The 15,250-nt window shown below is 67.0% G+C and carries 11 protein-coding genes and 1 pseudogene; 8 read left to right on the forward strand and 4 right to left on the reverse strand.

What is annotated here, in order from left to right; all coding sequences use genetic code 11:
* The first annotated feature begins 1 nt into the window (after position 1).
* Genes NX773_RS04025 through NX773_RS04040 form a run of 4 tightly spaced genes read left to right on the forward strand, consistent with a single transcriptional unit; the run spans position 2 to position 6,321 of the window.
* On the forward strand, positions 2-3,214 hold the full coding sequence (locus NX773_RS04025; protein WP_258855070.1) for an efflux RND transporter permease subunit: 3,213 nt from the start codon (positions 2-4) through the stop codon (positions 3,212-3,214).
* A 2-nt stretch (positions 3,215-3,216) separates the two neighbouring features.
* On the forward strand, positions 3,217-4,644 hold the full coding sequence (locus NX773_RS04030) for an efflux transporter outer membrane subunit (protein WP_258855071.1): 1,428 nt from the start codon (positions 3,217-3,219) through the stop codon (positions 4,642-4,644).
* Positions 4,645-4,654: 10 nt separating this feature from the next.
* Positions 4,655-5,479 (forward strand): DUF2092 domain-containing protein, encoded by an 825-nt coding sequence (locus NX773_RS04035; protein WP_258855072.1) that lies wholly within the window; start codon positions 4,655-4,657, stop codon positions 5,477-5,479.
* Positions 5,480-5,493: 14 nt separating this feature from the next.
* Entirely contained in the window at positions 5,494-6,321 is an 828-nt protein-coding gene (locus NX773_RS04040) for a hypothetical protein (protein WP_258855073.1), read from the forward strand.
* A 33-nt stretch (positions 6,322-6,354) separates the two neighbouring features.
* Here the strand turns inward: NX773_RS04040 and NX773_RS04045 are convergent, their stop codons facing one another.
* Positions 6,355-6,822: a glycine zipper domain-containing protein gene (locus tag NX773_RS04045; RefSeq protein WP_258855074.1), complete on the reverse strand. Its 468-nt coding sequence runs from the start codon at positions 6,820-6,822 to the stop codon at positions 6,355-6,357.
* Positions 6,823-6,839: 17 nt separating this feature from the next.
* A complete protein-coding gene (locus NX773_RS04050) occupies positions 6,840-7,526 on the reverse strand; it encodes a DUF3313 domain-containing protein (RefSeq protein ID WP_258855075.1) in 687 nt (228 codons plus the stop codon).
* Positions 7,527-7,714: 188 nt separating this feature from the next.
* Between NX773_RS04050 and NX773_RS04055 the strand changes: the two genes are divergently transcribed.
* Both NX773_RS04055 and NX773_RS04060 read left to right on the forward strand, forming a co-directional pair.
* Positions 7,715-9,901, forward strand: a complete 2,187-nt coding sequence (locus NX773_RS04055) for a patatin-like phospholipase family protein (RefSeq protein WP_258855076.1) — start codon at positions 7,715-7,717, stop codon at positions 9,899-9,901.
* Between the two features lie 143 nt (positions 9,902-10,044).
* Complete coding sequence (locus NX773_RS04060) at positions 10,045-11,202, forward strand: AI-2E family transporter (RefSeq protein WP_258855077.1); 1,158 nt, start codon at positions 10,045-10,047, stop codon at positions 11,200-11,202.
* Between the two features lie 21 nt (positions 11,203-11,223).
* Here NX773_RS04060 and NX773_RS04065 read toward each other — a convergent pair whose 3' ends face one another.
* A complete protein-coding gene (locus tag NX773_RS04065) occupies positions 11,224-11,760 on the reverse strand; it encodes a GNAT family N-acetyltransferase (RefSeq protein WP_258855078.1) in 537 nt (178 codons plus the stop codon).
* 4 nt (positions 11,761-11,764) lie between these two features.
* Positions 11,765-13,273, reverse strand: a complete 1,509-nt coding sequence (locus tag NX773_RS04070) for a peptide MFS transporter (protein ID WP_258855079.1) — start codon at positions 13,271-13,273, stop codon at positions 11,765-11,767.
* A gap of 276 nt (positions 13,274-13,549) precedes the next feature.
* Here NX773_RS04070 and NX773_RS04075 point away from each other — a divergent pair.
* Together NX773_RS04075 and NX773_RS04080 are read left to right on the forward strand one after the other, a co-directional pair.
* Positions 13,550-13,930: pseudogene (locus tag NX773_RS04075) on the forward strand (RES family NAD+ phosphorylase); the annotation flags it as partial.
* A 175-nt stretch (positions 13,931-14,105) separates the two neighbouring features.
* Positions 14,106-15,197, forward strand: a complete 1,092-nt coding sequence (locus NX773_RS04080) for a trypsin-like serine peptidase (RefSeq protein ID WP_258855080.1) — start codon at positions 14,106-14,108, stop codon at positions 15,195-15,197.
* The last annotated feature ends 53 nt before the right edge of the window (positions 15,198-15,250 follow it).

A 15,250-nucleotide genomic window follows, 5' to 3' on the forward strand; every position in this document is an offset into this window, starting at 1 on the left:
CATGAACGTCTCGCGCTTTTGCATCGACCACCCGATCTTCGCCTCGGTGATTTCGATCGTCATCACGCTCGCGGGTGCGGTGGCGATGGTCAAGTCGCCGGTCGCGCAGTACCCGGACATCACCCCGCCGCAGATCACGGTATCGGCCACCTATCCCGGGGCGGACGCCAACGTGGTTGCGAACAACGTGGCCGCGCCGATCGAGCAGCAGGTCAACGGCGCCGACAACATGATCTACATGAACTCGTCGAGCTCCTCCACCGGCAATCTGACCCTGAACGTGTTCTTCCAGATCGGCACCGACCCCGAACTGGCGCAGGTGGACGTGCAGAACCGCGTCAACCTGGCGCTGCCGCAGCTGCCCTCGGCGGTGACGGCGCAGGGCGTGCAGGTGCAGAAGAAGTCGTCCGCGTTCATGATGGTGATCGCGATCTATTCGCCCGGCGAGCGCTACGACCCGGTGTACGTGGCCAACTACGCCAACATCTACGTGCTTGACGCGCTCAAGCGCATCCCGGGCGCCAACCAGTCCGCGATCTTCGGCACGCCCGACTACGCCATGCGTATCTGGCTCAAGCCCGACCGCATGGCGCAGCTGGGCGTGACCGCGGCCGAGGTGCAGAACGCGGTGGCAGCCCAGAACCAGCAGTACGCCGTCGGCCGGCTGGGCCAGGCGCCGACCGGCAAGCCGGTGGAGCAGTCGTTCACCGTCACCACCGCCGGACGCATGACCGACCCGGCCCAGTTCGACAACATCATCATCCGCGCCGCCAGCGGTGGCGCCGCGATCGTGCGCCTGAAGGACATCGGCCACGCCGAGCTGGGGCAGAAGGACTACTCGATCCGCGGCACCTACCAGGGCAAGCCGGCCACGATGATGGCGGTGTACCAGCAGCCGGGCGCCAACGCGCTCGACGTCTCCAACCAGGTTAAGGCCACGCTGGCGCAGATGAAGAAGGAGTTCCCGGAAGGGATCGAGTACAAGGTCGTGATGGACACCACCAACTTCACGCGTGCGTCGATCCATGACGTGGTCAAGACCTTCTTCGAGGCTGTGATCCTGGTGGTGCTGGTGGTGTTCCTGTTCCTGCAAAGCCTGCGCGCGACGCTGATCCCGGTCCTGGCAGTGCCGGTGTCGATCGTCGGCACCTTCATCGGCATGCAGGCGCTGGGCTTTTCGATCAACATGCTCACGCTGTTCGGCATGGTGCTGGCGATCGGCATCGTGGTGGACGACGCGATCGTGGTCATCGAAAACGTCGAGCGCAACATGACGGTCCACAAGCTTGACCCGAAAGAGGCGGCCAAGCGCGCCATGGACGAGGTGTCCGGCCCGGTGGTGGCCATCGTACTGGTGCTGTGCGCGGTGTTCGTGCCGGTGGCCTTCCTGGGCGGGATCACCGGCCAGCTGTACAAGCAGTTCGCGATCACGATCGCGATCTCGGTGGTGATCTCGGGCCTGGTTGCGCTCACGCTCTCGCCCGCGCTGGCGGCGCTGCTGCTCAAGCCCGCGCACGGCAAGAAGAACCGATTCTTCCGCTGGTTCGAGCGCAGCTTCGAACGCATGACCGAAGGCTACACGCGCGGCGTCGCCTTCATGATCAAGCGCTCGCTGCTTGGCTTGCTCCTGTTCGGCGGCATGATCGCGCTGTCGGTGGTGATGATCAGGAAGGTGCCCACTGCCTTCCTGCCGCCCGAGGACCAGGGTTACCTGCTGGGCGCGGTGATCATGCCCGACGCGGCCAGCCTGGACCGCACGGGCGAGGTGGGCAAGCGCGTATCCGACTACTTTGCGAAGAACCCGGCAGTGGAGGGTGTCGCGATGGTGGATGGCTACAGCCTGCTGGACAACCAGAACAAGAACAACGCCGGCACCTTCTTCGTCGGCTTCAAGGATTTCGGCGCGCGCTACACCAGCGAGAACATCCGCAGCCAGAACGCCAAGGCGGTGCTGCTGCAGGCCTACAAGGCGCTCGGCAACGATCCGCGCGGCGTGATCCTGCCGGTGAACCCGCCGTCGATCCCGGGCCTGGGCACCACCGGCGGACTGGAAGTGTGGGTGCAGAGCAGGGGCGACAAGAACGTGCAGCAGATGGCCGCTTTGGTGGCCAATTACCTGGCCAAGGCCAAGACGGCGCCGGAACTGGCGCGCGTCACCGCCACCTTCAACGCCAACTCGCAGCAGCTGATGGTGGACGTGGACCGCGACAAGGCCGAAACGCTGGGCGTGCCGGTGGAGGACGTGTACGGCACGCTGCAGACGATGTTCGGCTCGCTGTACGTATCGCAGTTCATCAAGAGCAGCCGCCTGTGGCAGGTGATCCTGCAGGCCGAGCCGGGCTACCGCCTGCAGCCGGAGGACCTGGAGCGCCTGTACGTGCGCAACAAGGACGGCAAGATGCTGCCGCTGTCCTCCATCGTGACCAGCCGCTACGTGACCGGGCCCGACCTCATGACCCGTTTTAACAACTTCCCGGCCGTGAAAATCACCGCCAACGCCGCCCCCGGCTACAGCTCGGGCCAGGCCATCGCCGCGCTCGAGCGCATTGGCGCCCAAGTGCTGCCGTCCGACTTTGGACTGGCGTGGAGCGGCGAGGCGTTCGAGGAGAAGCAGGCAGGCAGCACCTCGACCTCGGTGTTCGCGTTCGGCCTGGTGATGGTGTTCCTGATCCTGGCCGCGCAATACGAGAAGTGGTCGCTGCCGATCGGCGTGCTGATGGCCGTGCCGTTTGCGCTGTTCGGGGCGCTGGTGGGTGTGATGCTGCGCGGGCTGAACAACGACGTGTACTTCCAGATCGGCCTGACCATGCTGATTGCGTTGGCGGCCAAGAACGCGATCCTGATCTTTGAATTCGCGGTGCTCAACCGCGAGCAGGGCAAGTCGTTCTACGACGCGGCCATCACCGCCGCGCGCGAGCGGCTGCGCCCGATCGTGATGACCTCGATCGCTTTCATCCTCGGCTGCGTACCGCTGGCGATCGCCACGGGCGCCTCGGCCAACAGCCGTATCTCGATCGGCACCGGCGTGATCGGCGGGATGCTGGCGGCGACCGTGATCGCCGTGTTCTTCATCCCGATGTTCTACTACGTGATCGAGCATACGGTCGAACGCTTCGGGCGCAAAAAAGCCGCGCAGCCGGGCGAGGCGGAGCGCCTGCCCGCGCCGGGCGGCATGGCCGGGCATGTGCCGCACGCGCCCCATGAAGGAGAATAACAATGCGAACAGCCTTGGTGCTGGCCGGGGCCGCAGCCGTCATGGCCGGTTGCGCCGTCGGCCCGGACTACCGGCGCCCGGCGGTCGATGCGCCGGCCGCGTTCCGCTTCCAGGTGAAGGAGGCGAAGGACATGGCCAACACCGCGTGGTGGCGCCAGTTCAACGATCCGCAGCTGGACCAGCTGATCGTCATCGCGCTGGGCGAGAACAAGGACGTCAAGATCGCCGCCGCGCGCATCGACCAGTTCCTTGGCCAGTACGTGAGCACGCGCTCGGTCCTGTTTCCGCAGGTGGGGGCGCAGCTGAACGGGCAGCGCCAGCGCCTGCCGCCGTCCGAACGCGCACTCACGCCGGGTGCGCTCGGTTCGGTCATCGAGAGTTATGACGCGGCGCTGTCCCTGAGCTGGGAGATCGACGTGTTCGGCAAGCGGCGGCGCCAGACCGAGGCCGCGCGCGCCAACGTGCTGGCCAGTGAAGAGGGGCGGCGCGCGACCATCCTGACCCTGGTGTCGTCGGTCGCCGCGTCCTACATCACGCTGCGCGAGCTCAATCGCCAGCTCGAGATCGCACAGGACACCGTCGCCGCGCGCCGCGCTTCCTACCTGCTGTTCAAGGACCGCTTCGAGGGCGGCACCGTGTCCGAGCTGGAGCTGTCGCAGGCCAAGTCCGATTACGAGGCGTCGCTGGTCACGGTCCCGCAGATCCAGGCACAGATCGGGCAGGCGGAGGATGCGCTGTCGGTGCTGTTGGGGCGCAATCCCGGGCCGATCCAGGGCGGGCTGAAGCTCGCGGCCATGCAGCTGCCGGCGGTGCCGTCCGGCCTGCCGTCGCAGCTGCTGGAGCGGCGGCCGGACCTGCGCCAGGCCGAGCAGAAGCTCATCGCCGCCAACGCGCAGATCGGCGCGGCGCGCGCCCAGTACTTCCCGACCATCTCGCTCACCGGCCTGTTCGGCGCAATCAGCAGCGAGTTCTCCGGCCTGTTCAAGGGTGAGAACAAGGCCTGGTCTTTCGGCGCCGCAGCCGCCATGCCGATCTTCACCGCTGGCGGCATTGCCGGCAGCGTGCAGACCGCCGAGGCCCAGCAGCGCGAGGCTTTGCTGACCTACCAGCAGTCGATCCAGACCGCGTTCCGCGAAGTGTCCGATTCGCTGCTGTCGCACACCAAGGCGCGCGAGCAGCTGGCCTACCAGGAACAGCAGGTGGCCACGCTGCGCCGCTACCTCGAGCTGGCGCGCCTGCGCTACGACAACGGCTACACCAGCTATATCGAAGTGCTCGACGCCGAACGCAACCTGTACAGCGCCGAGGTGGCGTATTCCCAGACCCAGGGCAACGTGTTCGTCTCGCTGGTGAACCTGTACAAGGCCATGGGCGGCGGCTGGGTGGCCGAGGCCGAGCGCATGGTGGCGCCCCCGCTGGCCAGGAAATGAGGAGGATGCCATGAGACGAGCGAACTTTGTGGCCGGCGCGCTGGCGCTGGCAGCCGTTGCCACGCTGGCGGGAGCGGGCGGACAGGCACCGCAGCAGCAGCCGGCCGTGCCCGCGCCCGCAGCGCCAACCGAGAGCCAGGCACACGCGCAACAGATCCTGCGGCGCATGGCCGCGTTCCTGGCCGGCGCGCCGCGCTTTTCCGTGAACGTGGCCAGCAACTACGATGTGCTGCAGGTATCCGGGCAGAAGATCGAGTTTGGCGAACGGCGCAGCCTGGTGGTGCAGCGCCCGGACCGGTTGCGCGTGGACACCGCGCGCAGCGATGGCGCGCATACGTCGGCGGTGTTCACGGGCGCCGAAATGGTGCTGGTCGATGCCACGCGCAAGGTGTACGCGAGTACGGCGCAGCCGGGTGGCCTGGACCAGGCGATCGTGCACTTCGTGAGCGACCTGGGCATGCGTTTTCCGCTGGCGATGATGCTGGTGAGCCGCCTGCCGGCGGAGCTGGAGCGGCGCGTGCGCAGCATCGATTACGTGGAGCGTTCCGACCTGTTCGGCGTGCCCACGCATCACCTGGCCGCACGCGGCGACACCGTGGACTTCCAGGTCTGGGTGCGAGACGACGACGCCCACCCGCTGCCGCTGCGGGTGGTGCTGACCTACAAGGACGAGCCGGGCCAGCCGGAATTCCGCGCCCAGTTCAGCGACTGGAACCTGGAACCGGCGATCACCGCCATGACGTTCCAGCCGTCGATTCCGGCAGGGGCGCAGAAGGTGCTGTTCGAGGCACAGCTGGCGGCGGCGCGCGCGGCCGGGCAGGGCCGCAAGCCATGAGGCGGGAGGATGAGATGGAGACGATGACACGCTCGGGATGGACAAGGTGGACGGTGCTCGCATGCGTGGCGCTGTTCGGGCTTGCCGAGATCGCGCAGGCCCAGCGTGGCGGACGCGGTGGGGGAGGCCGCGGCGGCGGCGCGGGCTTTTCGCGCGGTGGCGCAACCGCCAGCGGCGGCATGGCGCGCGGCGGGGGCGCCAGCTTCTCGCGCTCGGGACCGGCGGCCAGTGGCGGGTTCGCATCGGGACGGGCACCGCGCTCGCAGCCGCCGGCGCAGTTGGCCAGCGCCTCCGGCACCCGCCAGCGGCCGCAAGGGGGCGCCCAGCCGCAGGGACAGGTACAGCAGAACGCCGCGCAGAACCAGGCGCAGCGGCAGCAGGCCGCGGCACAGAACCAGGCGCAGCGCCAGCAAAGCGCGGCCCAGAACCAGACCCAGCGCCAGCAGACAGCGACGCAGAACCAGACGCAGCGCCAGCAGAGCGCGGCGCGGGCGCAGGCCAACCGGCAGGCATATGGCGGCGGTTACGGCTATCCGCCGCCGGGAGGCTACTACTACGGCGGCTGCCACGATTGCGACGACTGGGACAGCGGTTCGGCGGCAGTCGGCTTCGTCGCCGGCGCGGTGGTGGGCGGCGCGGCGGTCGCGGCCACCACGCCAACCACATCGACTACCGTGGTCACGGCTGCCCCGGCCACCACCACAACGGTCGTGGCGCCGCCATGCAGCGTGGCTCCCGTTTCGGTGAACGGCGCGACCTATTACAACTGCGGATCGACCTGGTACGCGGCAGGGTACGGGAACAACGGGCTGGTTTACGTGCCGGTGCCGGCCCCGCATTGAGCGGCCGGGCCGGCGGTGGAACGCGTGGGCCGCTCAGCCCACCGTGTAGCCCCGGCCCTTCATGCAGGCCGAGTAAGCGTTGTTGTAGCTTTGCAGCTGTCCCTGCTGTTGCTGTTGGGCCTGCTGGTTGCGGGACTCCTGGTTCTGGCGCGCCCGGTGTCCGCCGAGCATGGTGCCGCCCACCGCGCCAACGCCCGCGCCCTTGCCGGTGTCCCCGGCAATCGCGCCGATCGCGGCGCCGCCCACCGCGCCGCGCGCTGCTCCGCGCAGGCGCTCGCCGCCCCCCACCGCAGGGCCGGTTTCCTGCGCCGGCGGATTGGCCGCCAGCGCCGCGGGGTCGATCCCGGTCTTGTTCCTGGCCCATACGTGGCACTCGCCTTCGTCCTTGTTCTGGGTCGCGGGTGACTGGCCTTTGTTCGGGTAGGCGACCGGCTGCTGTGCCAGCGTCGCCAGCGGCAGCGCAAGCGCGAGCAGGGCCGCGCCGATGCATTTGATGTGCATGGAATCCTCCTTCGGTTTCAGCCCGCTTCGTTCGTGTCGGCCGGCGGCGGTCGCATGCCGCGCAATTCGTCCAGCCGTGCGCGGAAATTCCTGGCCCAGTAATCGGTAATCGGCGGCAGTGCCTCCCAGGTGATCTGGTCCCCCTGCGGCAGGCGTTTGTCGCCGCGGCGCGTGACGGTGGCGGCCACCACCCGCTTGCCGCTCGGGTCGAGCACTTCCAGTTCGGCCTTGATCTCGGCCACGCGCGGGCCGCCGCCGGCAGCTTCGCGGCCCACGTTGTAGATCGCCTTGATCGGCAGGTAATCGACCGCGCCGGCCGGCGGCTTGGCCGCCTCCAGCCCGGTGATGGCGCTGCGCACGCGCAGCACGTCCGGGCCGGGCGTGGTGACGACCTGGTACTCGGGCGCGAGCGCGCGCTGCAGCGACTGCTGCATCTGCGTGCCGATGCGCTGGATCACGTCCGGCGGCACCGGCGGCTGGTCCTTCGGCTGCGTCACCAGCACCTGGACCGGATCGAACATCAGCTTGGTGTACGGCTTGAAGTCGGTGCTGCGGTCGACGTAGAGCATCACGCCTTCGCGGTCCGGTGCTGGTTTAAGCTGAGAATAGTCACCAAGGAAACCGGACTGTGTCGTGGTCGGCTGCGAGCTGCAGCCGCCGAGGAGCGCCAGGGTGACGATGATTGCACCTGAGGAGAGTTTCATGATCAATCCTTATGACCGCCTGTGGCAGCGGCCCTGGGCGACCACTGTATCGCGGGCGAGTCATTGTTGACATTGACCTTTGGTCCACCGTCAGGCGCGCTTGATGCTCGTCATCCGCGCGCGCGGACGCAACCGTGCGCCACCCGGCGGCCGGTACATTAGCGCGGTCGATCCTTGCGCCCGCGTCCATGCCCACGCCCCTGTACAAGCTGGTGGTCCTGCTGCTCGCCGCGTGCCTGCTGCCATGCGCGGCGCAGGCGCAAGCGCCTTCGCGTCCGCGCATCGGCCTCGTGCTGGGCGGCGGCGGCGCGCGCGGCACCGCCCACATCGGCGTGCTGGAGGTGCTGGACCAGCTGCGCGTGCCGGTGGACTGCGTGGCCGGCACCAGCATGGGCGCGCTGGTGTCCGGGGCCTACGCCAGCGGTCTCACGTCGCAGGAAATGCTGGTGCGGCTGGGCCAGGTCGACTGGCACGACCTGTTTGACGACAACCCGTCGCAAATGGAGACCAATTACCGCGAACGCCGCCTGGCGGAAACGTATTATCCGGGCCTGGAGTTCGGCGTCACCGACCGTGGCCTGCGCATGGCGCACGGGGTGGTGGGCGGCCAGAAGATCAAGCTGTTCTTCAATACGCTGGTCGGGTCCGACCGCGGCGAACGCAAGATCGAAAACCTGGCGCTGCCGCTGTCGATCCTGGCCACCGACATTGGCACCGGCAACAAGGTCGTGTTTCGCGACGGCCAGTTGTCCGAGGCCATGCGCGCCAGCATGTCGGTGCCTGCGCTGCTGTCGCCGGTGCCGTACCGCGGCATGAAGCTCGTGGACGGCGGCCTGGTGGACAACCTGCCGGTGGACGAGGTGAGGGCGCGCTGCAACGCCGAAGTCGTCATTGCCGTGGACGTCGGTTCGCCGCTGTCCCGGCCCGAGGACGTGGATTCGATCGCCTCCGTCACCGGCCAGATGATCAACGTGCTGGCCCAGCAGAACTCGGTGGCCTCGCTCAAGCTCGTCGGCCCGCGCGACGTGTACATCAAACCCAACCTGGAAGGCATCACGGCGGCCGACTTCACCAAGTTCCGCGAAGGGGCTGCGCGGGGCCGTGCGGCGGCGCTGGCGGCGGCGGACAAGCTGCGCCAGTACGCGGTGCCCGTGCAGGATTACGCGGCATGGACAGCCCGGCTGCGTGGGCCGCTGGCGCCGTTGCCGCGCGTGGACGACGTCCGCATCGCCCCGCTTGCGTACGTGAATCCGGAAAACGTCGCCCGGCACATCGAGATCCGCCCCGGTCAGCAGCTCGACACCAAGGTGCTCGAGCGCGACCTGGCGCGCATCTACGGCGACGGCGACTTTGAAAGCGTGGACTACCTGATGCAGGTCGCGCCCGATCGCAACACGCTGCTCATCAACCCGGTCGAAAAGAGCTGGGGCCCCGACTACCTGCGCTTTGGCGTGAGCGTGGAGGCGGGCGACAAGCAGAACGACTTCGCGGTGCGCGGCGCCTACCACCGCAAGTGGATCAACTCGTACGGGGCCGAGTGGCTCTCTGGCGCCCAGTTGGGCGAGCGTTCCAACCTGTTCACCGAGTTCTACCAGCCGCTCGACCCGCGCCAGCGCTTCTTCGTCGAGCCGGGCGCGGGGGTGTCGCGCGACCGCCTGCGCGTGTACCAGGACGACCAGCGCATCGCCGAATACATCCTGCGCCAGAAAAACGTGTTCCTGAACGCCGGGATCAACCTCGGCGTGTACGGACAGGCCCGCCTGGGCTGGCTGTATCGCAAGCTCGACACCTCGATCGAGACCGGCCCGCCCACGCTCCCCACCGGCAAGGTCACGCTGCGCGGCTATAACGCGCTGCTCGACCTGGACCAGACCGACCGGGTGTTTTTTCCGTCCCGGGGCTGGTTCGCCAGCGCCAATTATTTCCGCAGTCCGGGTCTGGGCTACAGCCGTTTGGGGGTGGACCTGCGCGCCATCCATTCATGGGACCCGTACGTGGTCAACGCGCGCTACTACTATTTCAAGCGCTTTGACGGCCGCCTGCCGCTTGGCGACGCGGGCGGGCTCGGCGGCTTCCTCACCTTGTCCGGCTACACGCGCAACCAGATCCTGGCGGGCGATATCCGCTTCTTCAGCGTGCGTGGCGAGCGCATCATCGGCCGCATGCCGCTCGGCCTGTCGGGCGACCTGCGCGCCGGCGTCTCGCTCGAGTTCGGGCGCGCCCGCGAGCGCTTCACCGAAACCCATCTCGAGGGCTGGCAACAGGCCGTCTCGTTCTATCTTGGCGGCGACACACCGCTGGGCCCGCTGTATTTCGGCTACGGCCAGGCCAAGGGCGGGCGACACAGCGTGTACCTCTTCCTCGGTTTGCCATGATGGGCGCCGGCCTTGGGCTTTGGTCCAATTTGACGGCATGGGGCAGGGCATGACAATCGCTCCTGCGTCGCGGTTCGCCGCGGCGGCCGCGGGTGTGCGTGCGCGGCCCTTGGCGGCTCATCAATGCGAACCGAGGAGGTCCCGTGAAATTCGACCGACTGATGGAACAAGTGGTAGGCGTGGTGGCCGTGCTGGTGCTGGCCGGTGGCGCGCTGATCGTGATCGCGCCGTTCATGACGGCCTTGCTGTGGGGCGCGATCCTCGCCTATTGCACCTGGCAGCCGTTCCAGCGCCTGGCGCGCGCGCTGCATGGCCACCGGGTGCTGGCCGCGCTGCTGGTCGGGCTCCTGATCCTGTTGCTCGTGATCGTGCCGCTGTTCTATGCCGGATTGTCGTTTTCGGCCAGGGTGCCGCAACTGGTTGCGCTGGCCAGGGAGCGCCTCGCCGCCGGCGTGCCGCCGCTGCCCGACTGGCTGAGCCAGATTCCGGTCGTCGGCCCGCGGCTGGAGCACACATGGGAGGGCATTGCCGCGCGCAACCCGGAAATGATCGCGCGCCTGCGCGAGCTGTCCGGCCCGGTGCTGCGCGGCGCGCTCGGCGCCACGCTGTCGATCCTGTCGGGCCTGGGCCTGATGCTCGTAAGCGTGCTGTTCGCGATCTTCTTCTACCTGAGCGGCGAGGCGATCGGCACCGCGCTGGGCGTGGTCATGGCGCGCATTGCCGGCGCCCGCGCGCCGGTGCTGCTCGGGCTGATCGGCTCCACCGTCAAGGGTGTGGTGTACGGCATCCTGGGCACTGCGCTGGTGCAAGCTGTGCTGTGCGCCGTTGGCTACTGGCTCGCCGGCCTGCCATCGCCGGCGCTGCTGGGCCTGGTGACCTTCGTGCTGGCGATCCTGCCCGGCGGTCCGCTACTGGTGGTGGTGCCGGGTGCAATCTGGCTGGTCCAGCAGGGTGAACCGGGCTGGGCCGCATTCCTGGTGGGCTGGTCGCTGGTGGTGGGGATCGGCGTGGACAACGTGCTCAAGCCGGTGATCATCGGCAGGAGCAGCCACATCCCGTTCATCCTGATCCTGCTGGGCGTCATTGGCGGCGCCGGCGCGTTCGGGCTGCTCGGCGTGTTCGTCGGGCCGACCTTGCTGGCGGTGGCGCATGCCGTGCTTGGCACCTGGACCGAAGTGACCGCCGCGGCGGTACGCCCGGCTTCTGGGGCAGCGGCGGCCGCCGGGGTAGCGGCGGGTGGCAGGCCGGTCGGCATGCCACCGGGCCTTGCGGGCGGCGAGCAGCGCCACCAGCCGACCTGAGGACGGGAAGAGAATGGCCGCTCAGGGGCCGGCGGGAGCGTTCTCGCGCAACCAGGTGTCGCGCGCAATGTCGTACACGGAAGTGGGCATGCCGTGCCATTCCTGCTGGCCGCGGTAGCGCATGCCCAGCCGTTCCATCAGGCGCGAAGAATTGCGGTTGTCCGGATGGCAGATCGCGCACAGCAGCGGCGCTTGCAGCTGCTCGAACGCGAACCGGGTCATGCAGCGCGCCGCTTCCGAGGCGTAGCCCTGGCCCCACTTGTCGGCCCGCAGGCGCCAGCCGATTTCGTGGGGATTGGCGGGATTAAAGCCGAGGTATTGCACCCCGCCGGCGCCGATGATCTGGCCGCTGTCCTTCTCGAACAGCGACCACCACGAAAAGCCCCAGTCCGCCCAGCGCTGCCTGACGCGGCCGATCATGGCGAGCGTGGCCTCGCGGCTTTCCGGCGCGCCCGTGATGAAACGCATGACGGCCGGATCGCTGTTCATCGCCGACAGGCCGTCGAGGTGGTCCTCAAGCATCGGCACCAGCCGCAGGCGGGCGGTCTCGAGGATCATCGGCCTAGCTGTGCGACTGGTGCACCGCAGTCAGCTTGCGCAGCAGCGGCAGCACGGCCAGCGCGAGCAGGGTGCAGGCCACCGCGCCCATGCCCAGCTTGTTGAACAGGCTGGTGTAGATCGGCAGCGTCTGCACCGGGTCCACCAGGTTCTGCGGCACGCTCGCGTAGTTGGCCACCACGCCGCCCAGGTACTGCGAAATGCCGGTGCCGACGTAATAAGCGCCCATCATGAAGCCGCTCATGCGCTCCGGCACGTAGCGCGCGATCATCGCCAGGCCCAGGCCGGACACCAGCAGCTCGCCCAGCGAATAGAAGCCGTAACCCCAGATCATGATCCACGACGAAGTCTTGCCGCCCACGGCGAACTGGCCCGCCACACCGTAGATGAAGAAGCCGACCGCCACCACCGAAAAGCCGAGCGCGAACTTGGCCGCGATCGACAAGTCCTTGCCGCTCTTGCCGGCCCTGGTGTAAATCCATGCCAGCACCGGCGAGAGCACCATGATCCAGATCGCGTTCAGGGCCTGGAATTGCGCCGGCGACCAGTCGAACAGGTGCATGCCGAACAGCGAGAAGTCCAGGTCCACGTTACGCAGCGCGAACAGCGACAGCGAGGTGGACATCTGCTGGTAGAAGATGAAGAAGAACACGGTCTGCAGCGTCAGCACCAGCGCCGCGATCAGGCCCGAGCGCTCGCTGGCGGCGCTCTTGCGGATCAGGTGGACGAAGATGCCCAGCACCACGATGCCGGCGATGTACACGAACGCGCGCGCCAGCGCCTGGTATTCGAGGATCACCGCCGAGGCGCCGGCCACGATCACGCCCCCGCCGAGCACCATCGCCAGCTTGCCATAGTCCAGCGGCGCGCGGTCCGGCGGCGAGCCGAGATGATGGATCGTATGGCGCATCAGCGCCACATTGAACAGGCCCAGCACCAGGCCCACGCTACAGACCGCGAATGCGACGTGCCAGCCGAGCTCGCCGCCATAGGTGGCGTTCACGTAGTCCTTGATCCACGGCGTGGCCAGCATCGAGAAGGTCGAGCCGACGTTCACCGACATGTAGTAGATCGTGAACGCGCTGTCGATCTTCGAGTCGTCGCCTTCGTAGTTCTTGCGCACCAGGTTGGCGTTGTTTGGTTTGAACAGGCCGTTGCCGACCACCACCACGCCCAGCGCGCAGAACAGGAACCAGGTGTTCTCGGTCGGCACCGCCATCAGCGCATAGCCAACGGTCAGGATCATCGCGCCGAGCACGGCGGTGCGCTTGGTGCCCAGCACCTTGTCGCCAATCCAGCCGCCAATCGCCGGCGCCACGTAGATCAGCGCCGCCGCCGCGCTCCAGACCAGGTTGGCGCGCTCGTCGTTGAAGCCGAGGCGCTGCACCATGTAATACACGATCAGCGCCTGCATGCCGTAGTAGCCGAAGCGTTCCCACAGCTCGATCAGCACGAGCGTCATGAACGAGCGGGTCGGCGAGACAGTGCGCGATGGCAATGTTTCAGGTTTCATTTGTCTCCCTTGTCAATATGGGGGGGCCGCGCGGGTCCCCGCGGCAATGGGTGCGATGCTACGCGACAGAAACTGAAGATGCAATGTTGAAACGACCAGTGGGGCGGGCCGCCATCCCGGCATCCGTGCGCGGGCATGCGCAGCCTCGGGTGTATCCTCGGCCTACCCGAGTGAGCGCAGCGGAGGATTGTTCCAAGGATGAGGAGCTGGCGTATTGCGATAGAAGAAGCGGCGCTCGATCGTTCCTGCAAGGGCGCGTAGGAAAGCGGGGGGCACTGGCACCGTCCTGGCGTCCCGGCGCTGTACGCGGCCACCACTGCCGAGCTGGGCGTGCTCGAAAAGTTCGTCCACGCGGACGAAGGCGAGCAGAACCTGGTCCTGGTTGCCATCGACCTGTCCGACGATCCCTCGTTCGGCCTGGACGTGCCGGTCCACAAACTTCCACCGGGCTGGAACACGCTACCCAATTCCCCACTCGCAGCCGAGTTCGGCACCCACTTCCTGCAGTCCGCCTCCCATCTGTACATGCGCGTGCCCTCTGTCATCGTGCACGAGGGAACCAATCTCGTCATCAACCCACTGCATCCTGCCTACGATCGCGTGCGGCTCGAGGTGGTGCGCCCCTTCAGCTTCGACCCGCGCATGTTCAAACGCTGAGTTTTGGTGTCGGGAAAATTTACACTCGGCACTTTTAATGCCTTGTGTTAGCTGGCTAACTCATTGAAAGGAAGCATCTTTTTCCTATTGGCACAGCTTGTGCTTTAAGTCAGTTCCGCGTACGGCAGATGCGCTCATCACGCCGGGAAACGCTCACCAATGACAAGGAAAAAAAATGCAAACCTTGAATTTCCACTTCAAAAAAATGATGGGTAATGCAGTCGCCGCAAGTGCCCTGTTCGCTCTGGCACTGGCGGCCCAGGCTTCGACGATTGAGAACGGCAACTTCACCCCGCTGATCACCTCGGGCGCGCTGCCCGATTCGCCGTCCGCGCACGTGGACGCGAATACGGCCTCGTCCGCGTTCTCGGGCGTGGTCAGCATTAATATCGTGTACCCGGACGCCAGTGGCAAGCAACTGTCGTACATCTGCTCCGGCGCGCTGGTAGGCAAGCGCACCGTGGTCTCGGCCGGCCACTGCGTGGACACCGACGGGCACGGTAAGGTGATCGACCTGAGCAAGCCGAACAACGCGGTGCGCGTGGTATTCAACAATACCGGCGACAAGTACACCGCCATCATCAACGCCTCCAGCGTGAACATGAACCCGAACTACCAGGGCTTCGGCTATTGCCCGCCGGGCATCAACTCGTTCTGCGTGAACGATGACATCTCCGTCATCACGCTGGCCCAGGACGCGCCCGCCTCGGCGCGCAGCTACAAGATCGCCGCCAACCCGCTCAATGGCGGCACGCACATCACCATGGCCGGCTACGGTACTTCGGGTGATGGCATGAACGGGTATTACGTGAACCCCAGCTTTCACGTCAAGCGCAGCGGTGAAAACTATGTGGACCTGTTCGATGGCAACGACGAGCAGGGCTGGGGCGGCGCCAACGAAGTCTGGTACGCTGACTTCGACGGCAACGGCAAGGACACCTTCTGCACCTTGTTCCACGCATGCAGCCCGGTGCTGCCGAACAACCGCGAGTCCGGTATCGGCGGCGGCGACTCGGGCGGTCCGTCGTTCGTCAACATGTACGGCGAGCTGATGCTGGCCGCGAACAACACCTTCAGCGGCACTTTCAGCGGCCAGACGCCGGGCACCTTCGGCACCTATTTTGGCGGCATCTTGCTGAGCAGCTACAAGGGCTACCTTGGCGCGGCCGCAGGCGAGGGCATCACCTTCGTGCCGGAACCGGGCAGCCTGGCGCTGCTGGGCCTGGGTGCGGTGCTGTTGTTGCGCTCGCGCCGGCGCGTTGCTTGATCTGCCTCGCCTGCAAAAGAGACGACCTTTGACGGGTCGTCTTTTTTTTTCTT

This window comes from Massilia solisilvae (assembly GCF_024753215.1).
GTDB classification, from domain to species: Bacteria; Pseudomonadota; Gammaproteobacteria; order Burkholderiales; family Burkholderiaceae_D; genus Telluria; species Telluria solisilvae.

Excerpts from the sequence above, each read along its gene's own strand:
- NX773_RS04025 (WP_258855070.1), top strand. The coding sequence starts at position 2 with ATGAACGTCTCGCGCTTTTGCATCGACCACCCGATCTTCGCCTCGGTG.
- NX773_RS04030 (WP_258855071.1), top strand. The coding sequence starts at position 3,217 with ATGCGAACAGCCTTGGTGCTGGCCGGGGCCGCAGCCGTCATGGCCGGT.
- NX773_RS04035 (WP_258855072.1), top strand. The coding sequence starts at position 4,655 with ATGAGACGAGCGAACTTTGTGGCCGGCGCGCTGGCGCTGGCAGCCGTT.
- NX773_RS04040 (WP_258855073.1), top strand. The coding sequence starts at position 5,494 with ATGGAGACGATGACACGCTCGGGATGGACAAGGTGGACGGTGCTCGCA.
- NX773_RS04045 (WP_258855074.1), bottom strand. The coding sequence starts at position 6,822 with ATGCACATCAAATGCATCGGCGCGGCCCTGCTCGCGCTTGCGCTGCCG.
- NX773_RS04050 (WP_258855075.1), bottom strand. The coding sequence starts at position 7,526 with ATGAAACTCTCCTCAGGTGCAATCATCGTCACCCTGGCGCTCCTCGGC.
- NX773_RS04055 (WP_258855076.1), top strand. The coding sequence starts at position 7,715 with ATGCCCACGCCCCTGTACAAGCTGGTGGTCCTGCTGCTCGCCGCGTGC.
- NX773_RS04065 (WP_258855078.1), bottom strand. The coding sequence starts at position 11,760 with ATGATCCTCGAGACCGCCCGCCTGCGGCTGGTGCCGATGCTTGAGGAC.
- NX773_RS04070 (WP_258855079.1), bottom strand. The coding sequence starts at position 13,273 with ATGAAACCTGAAACATTGCCATCGCGCACTGTCTCGCCGACCCGCTCG.
- NX773_RS04080 (WP_258855080.1), top strand. The coding sequence starts at position 14,106 with ATGCAAACCTTGAATTTCCACTTCAAAAAAATGATGGGTAATGCAGTC.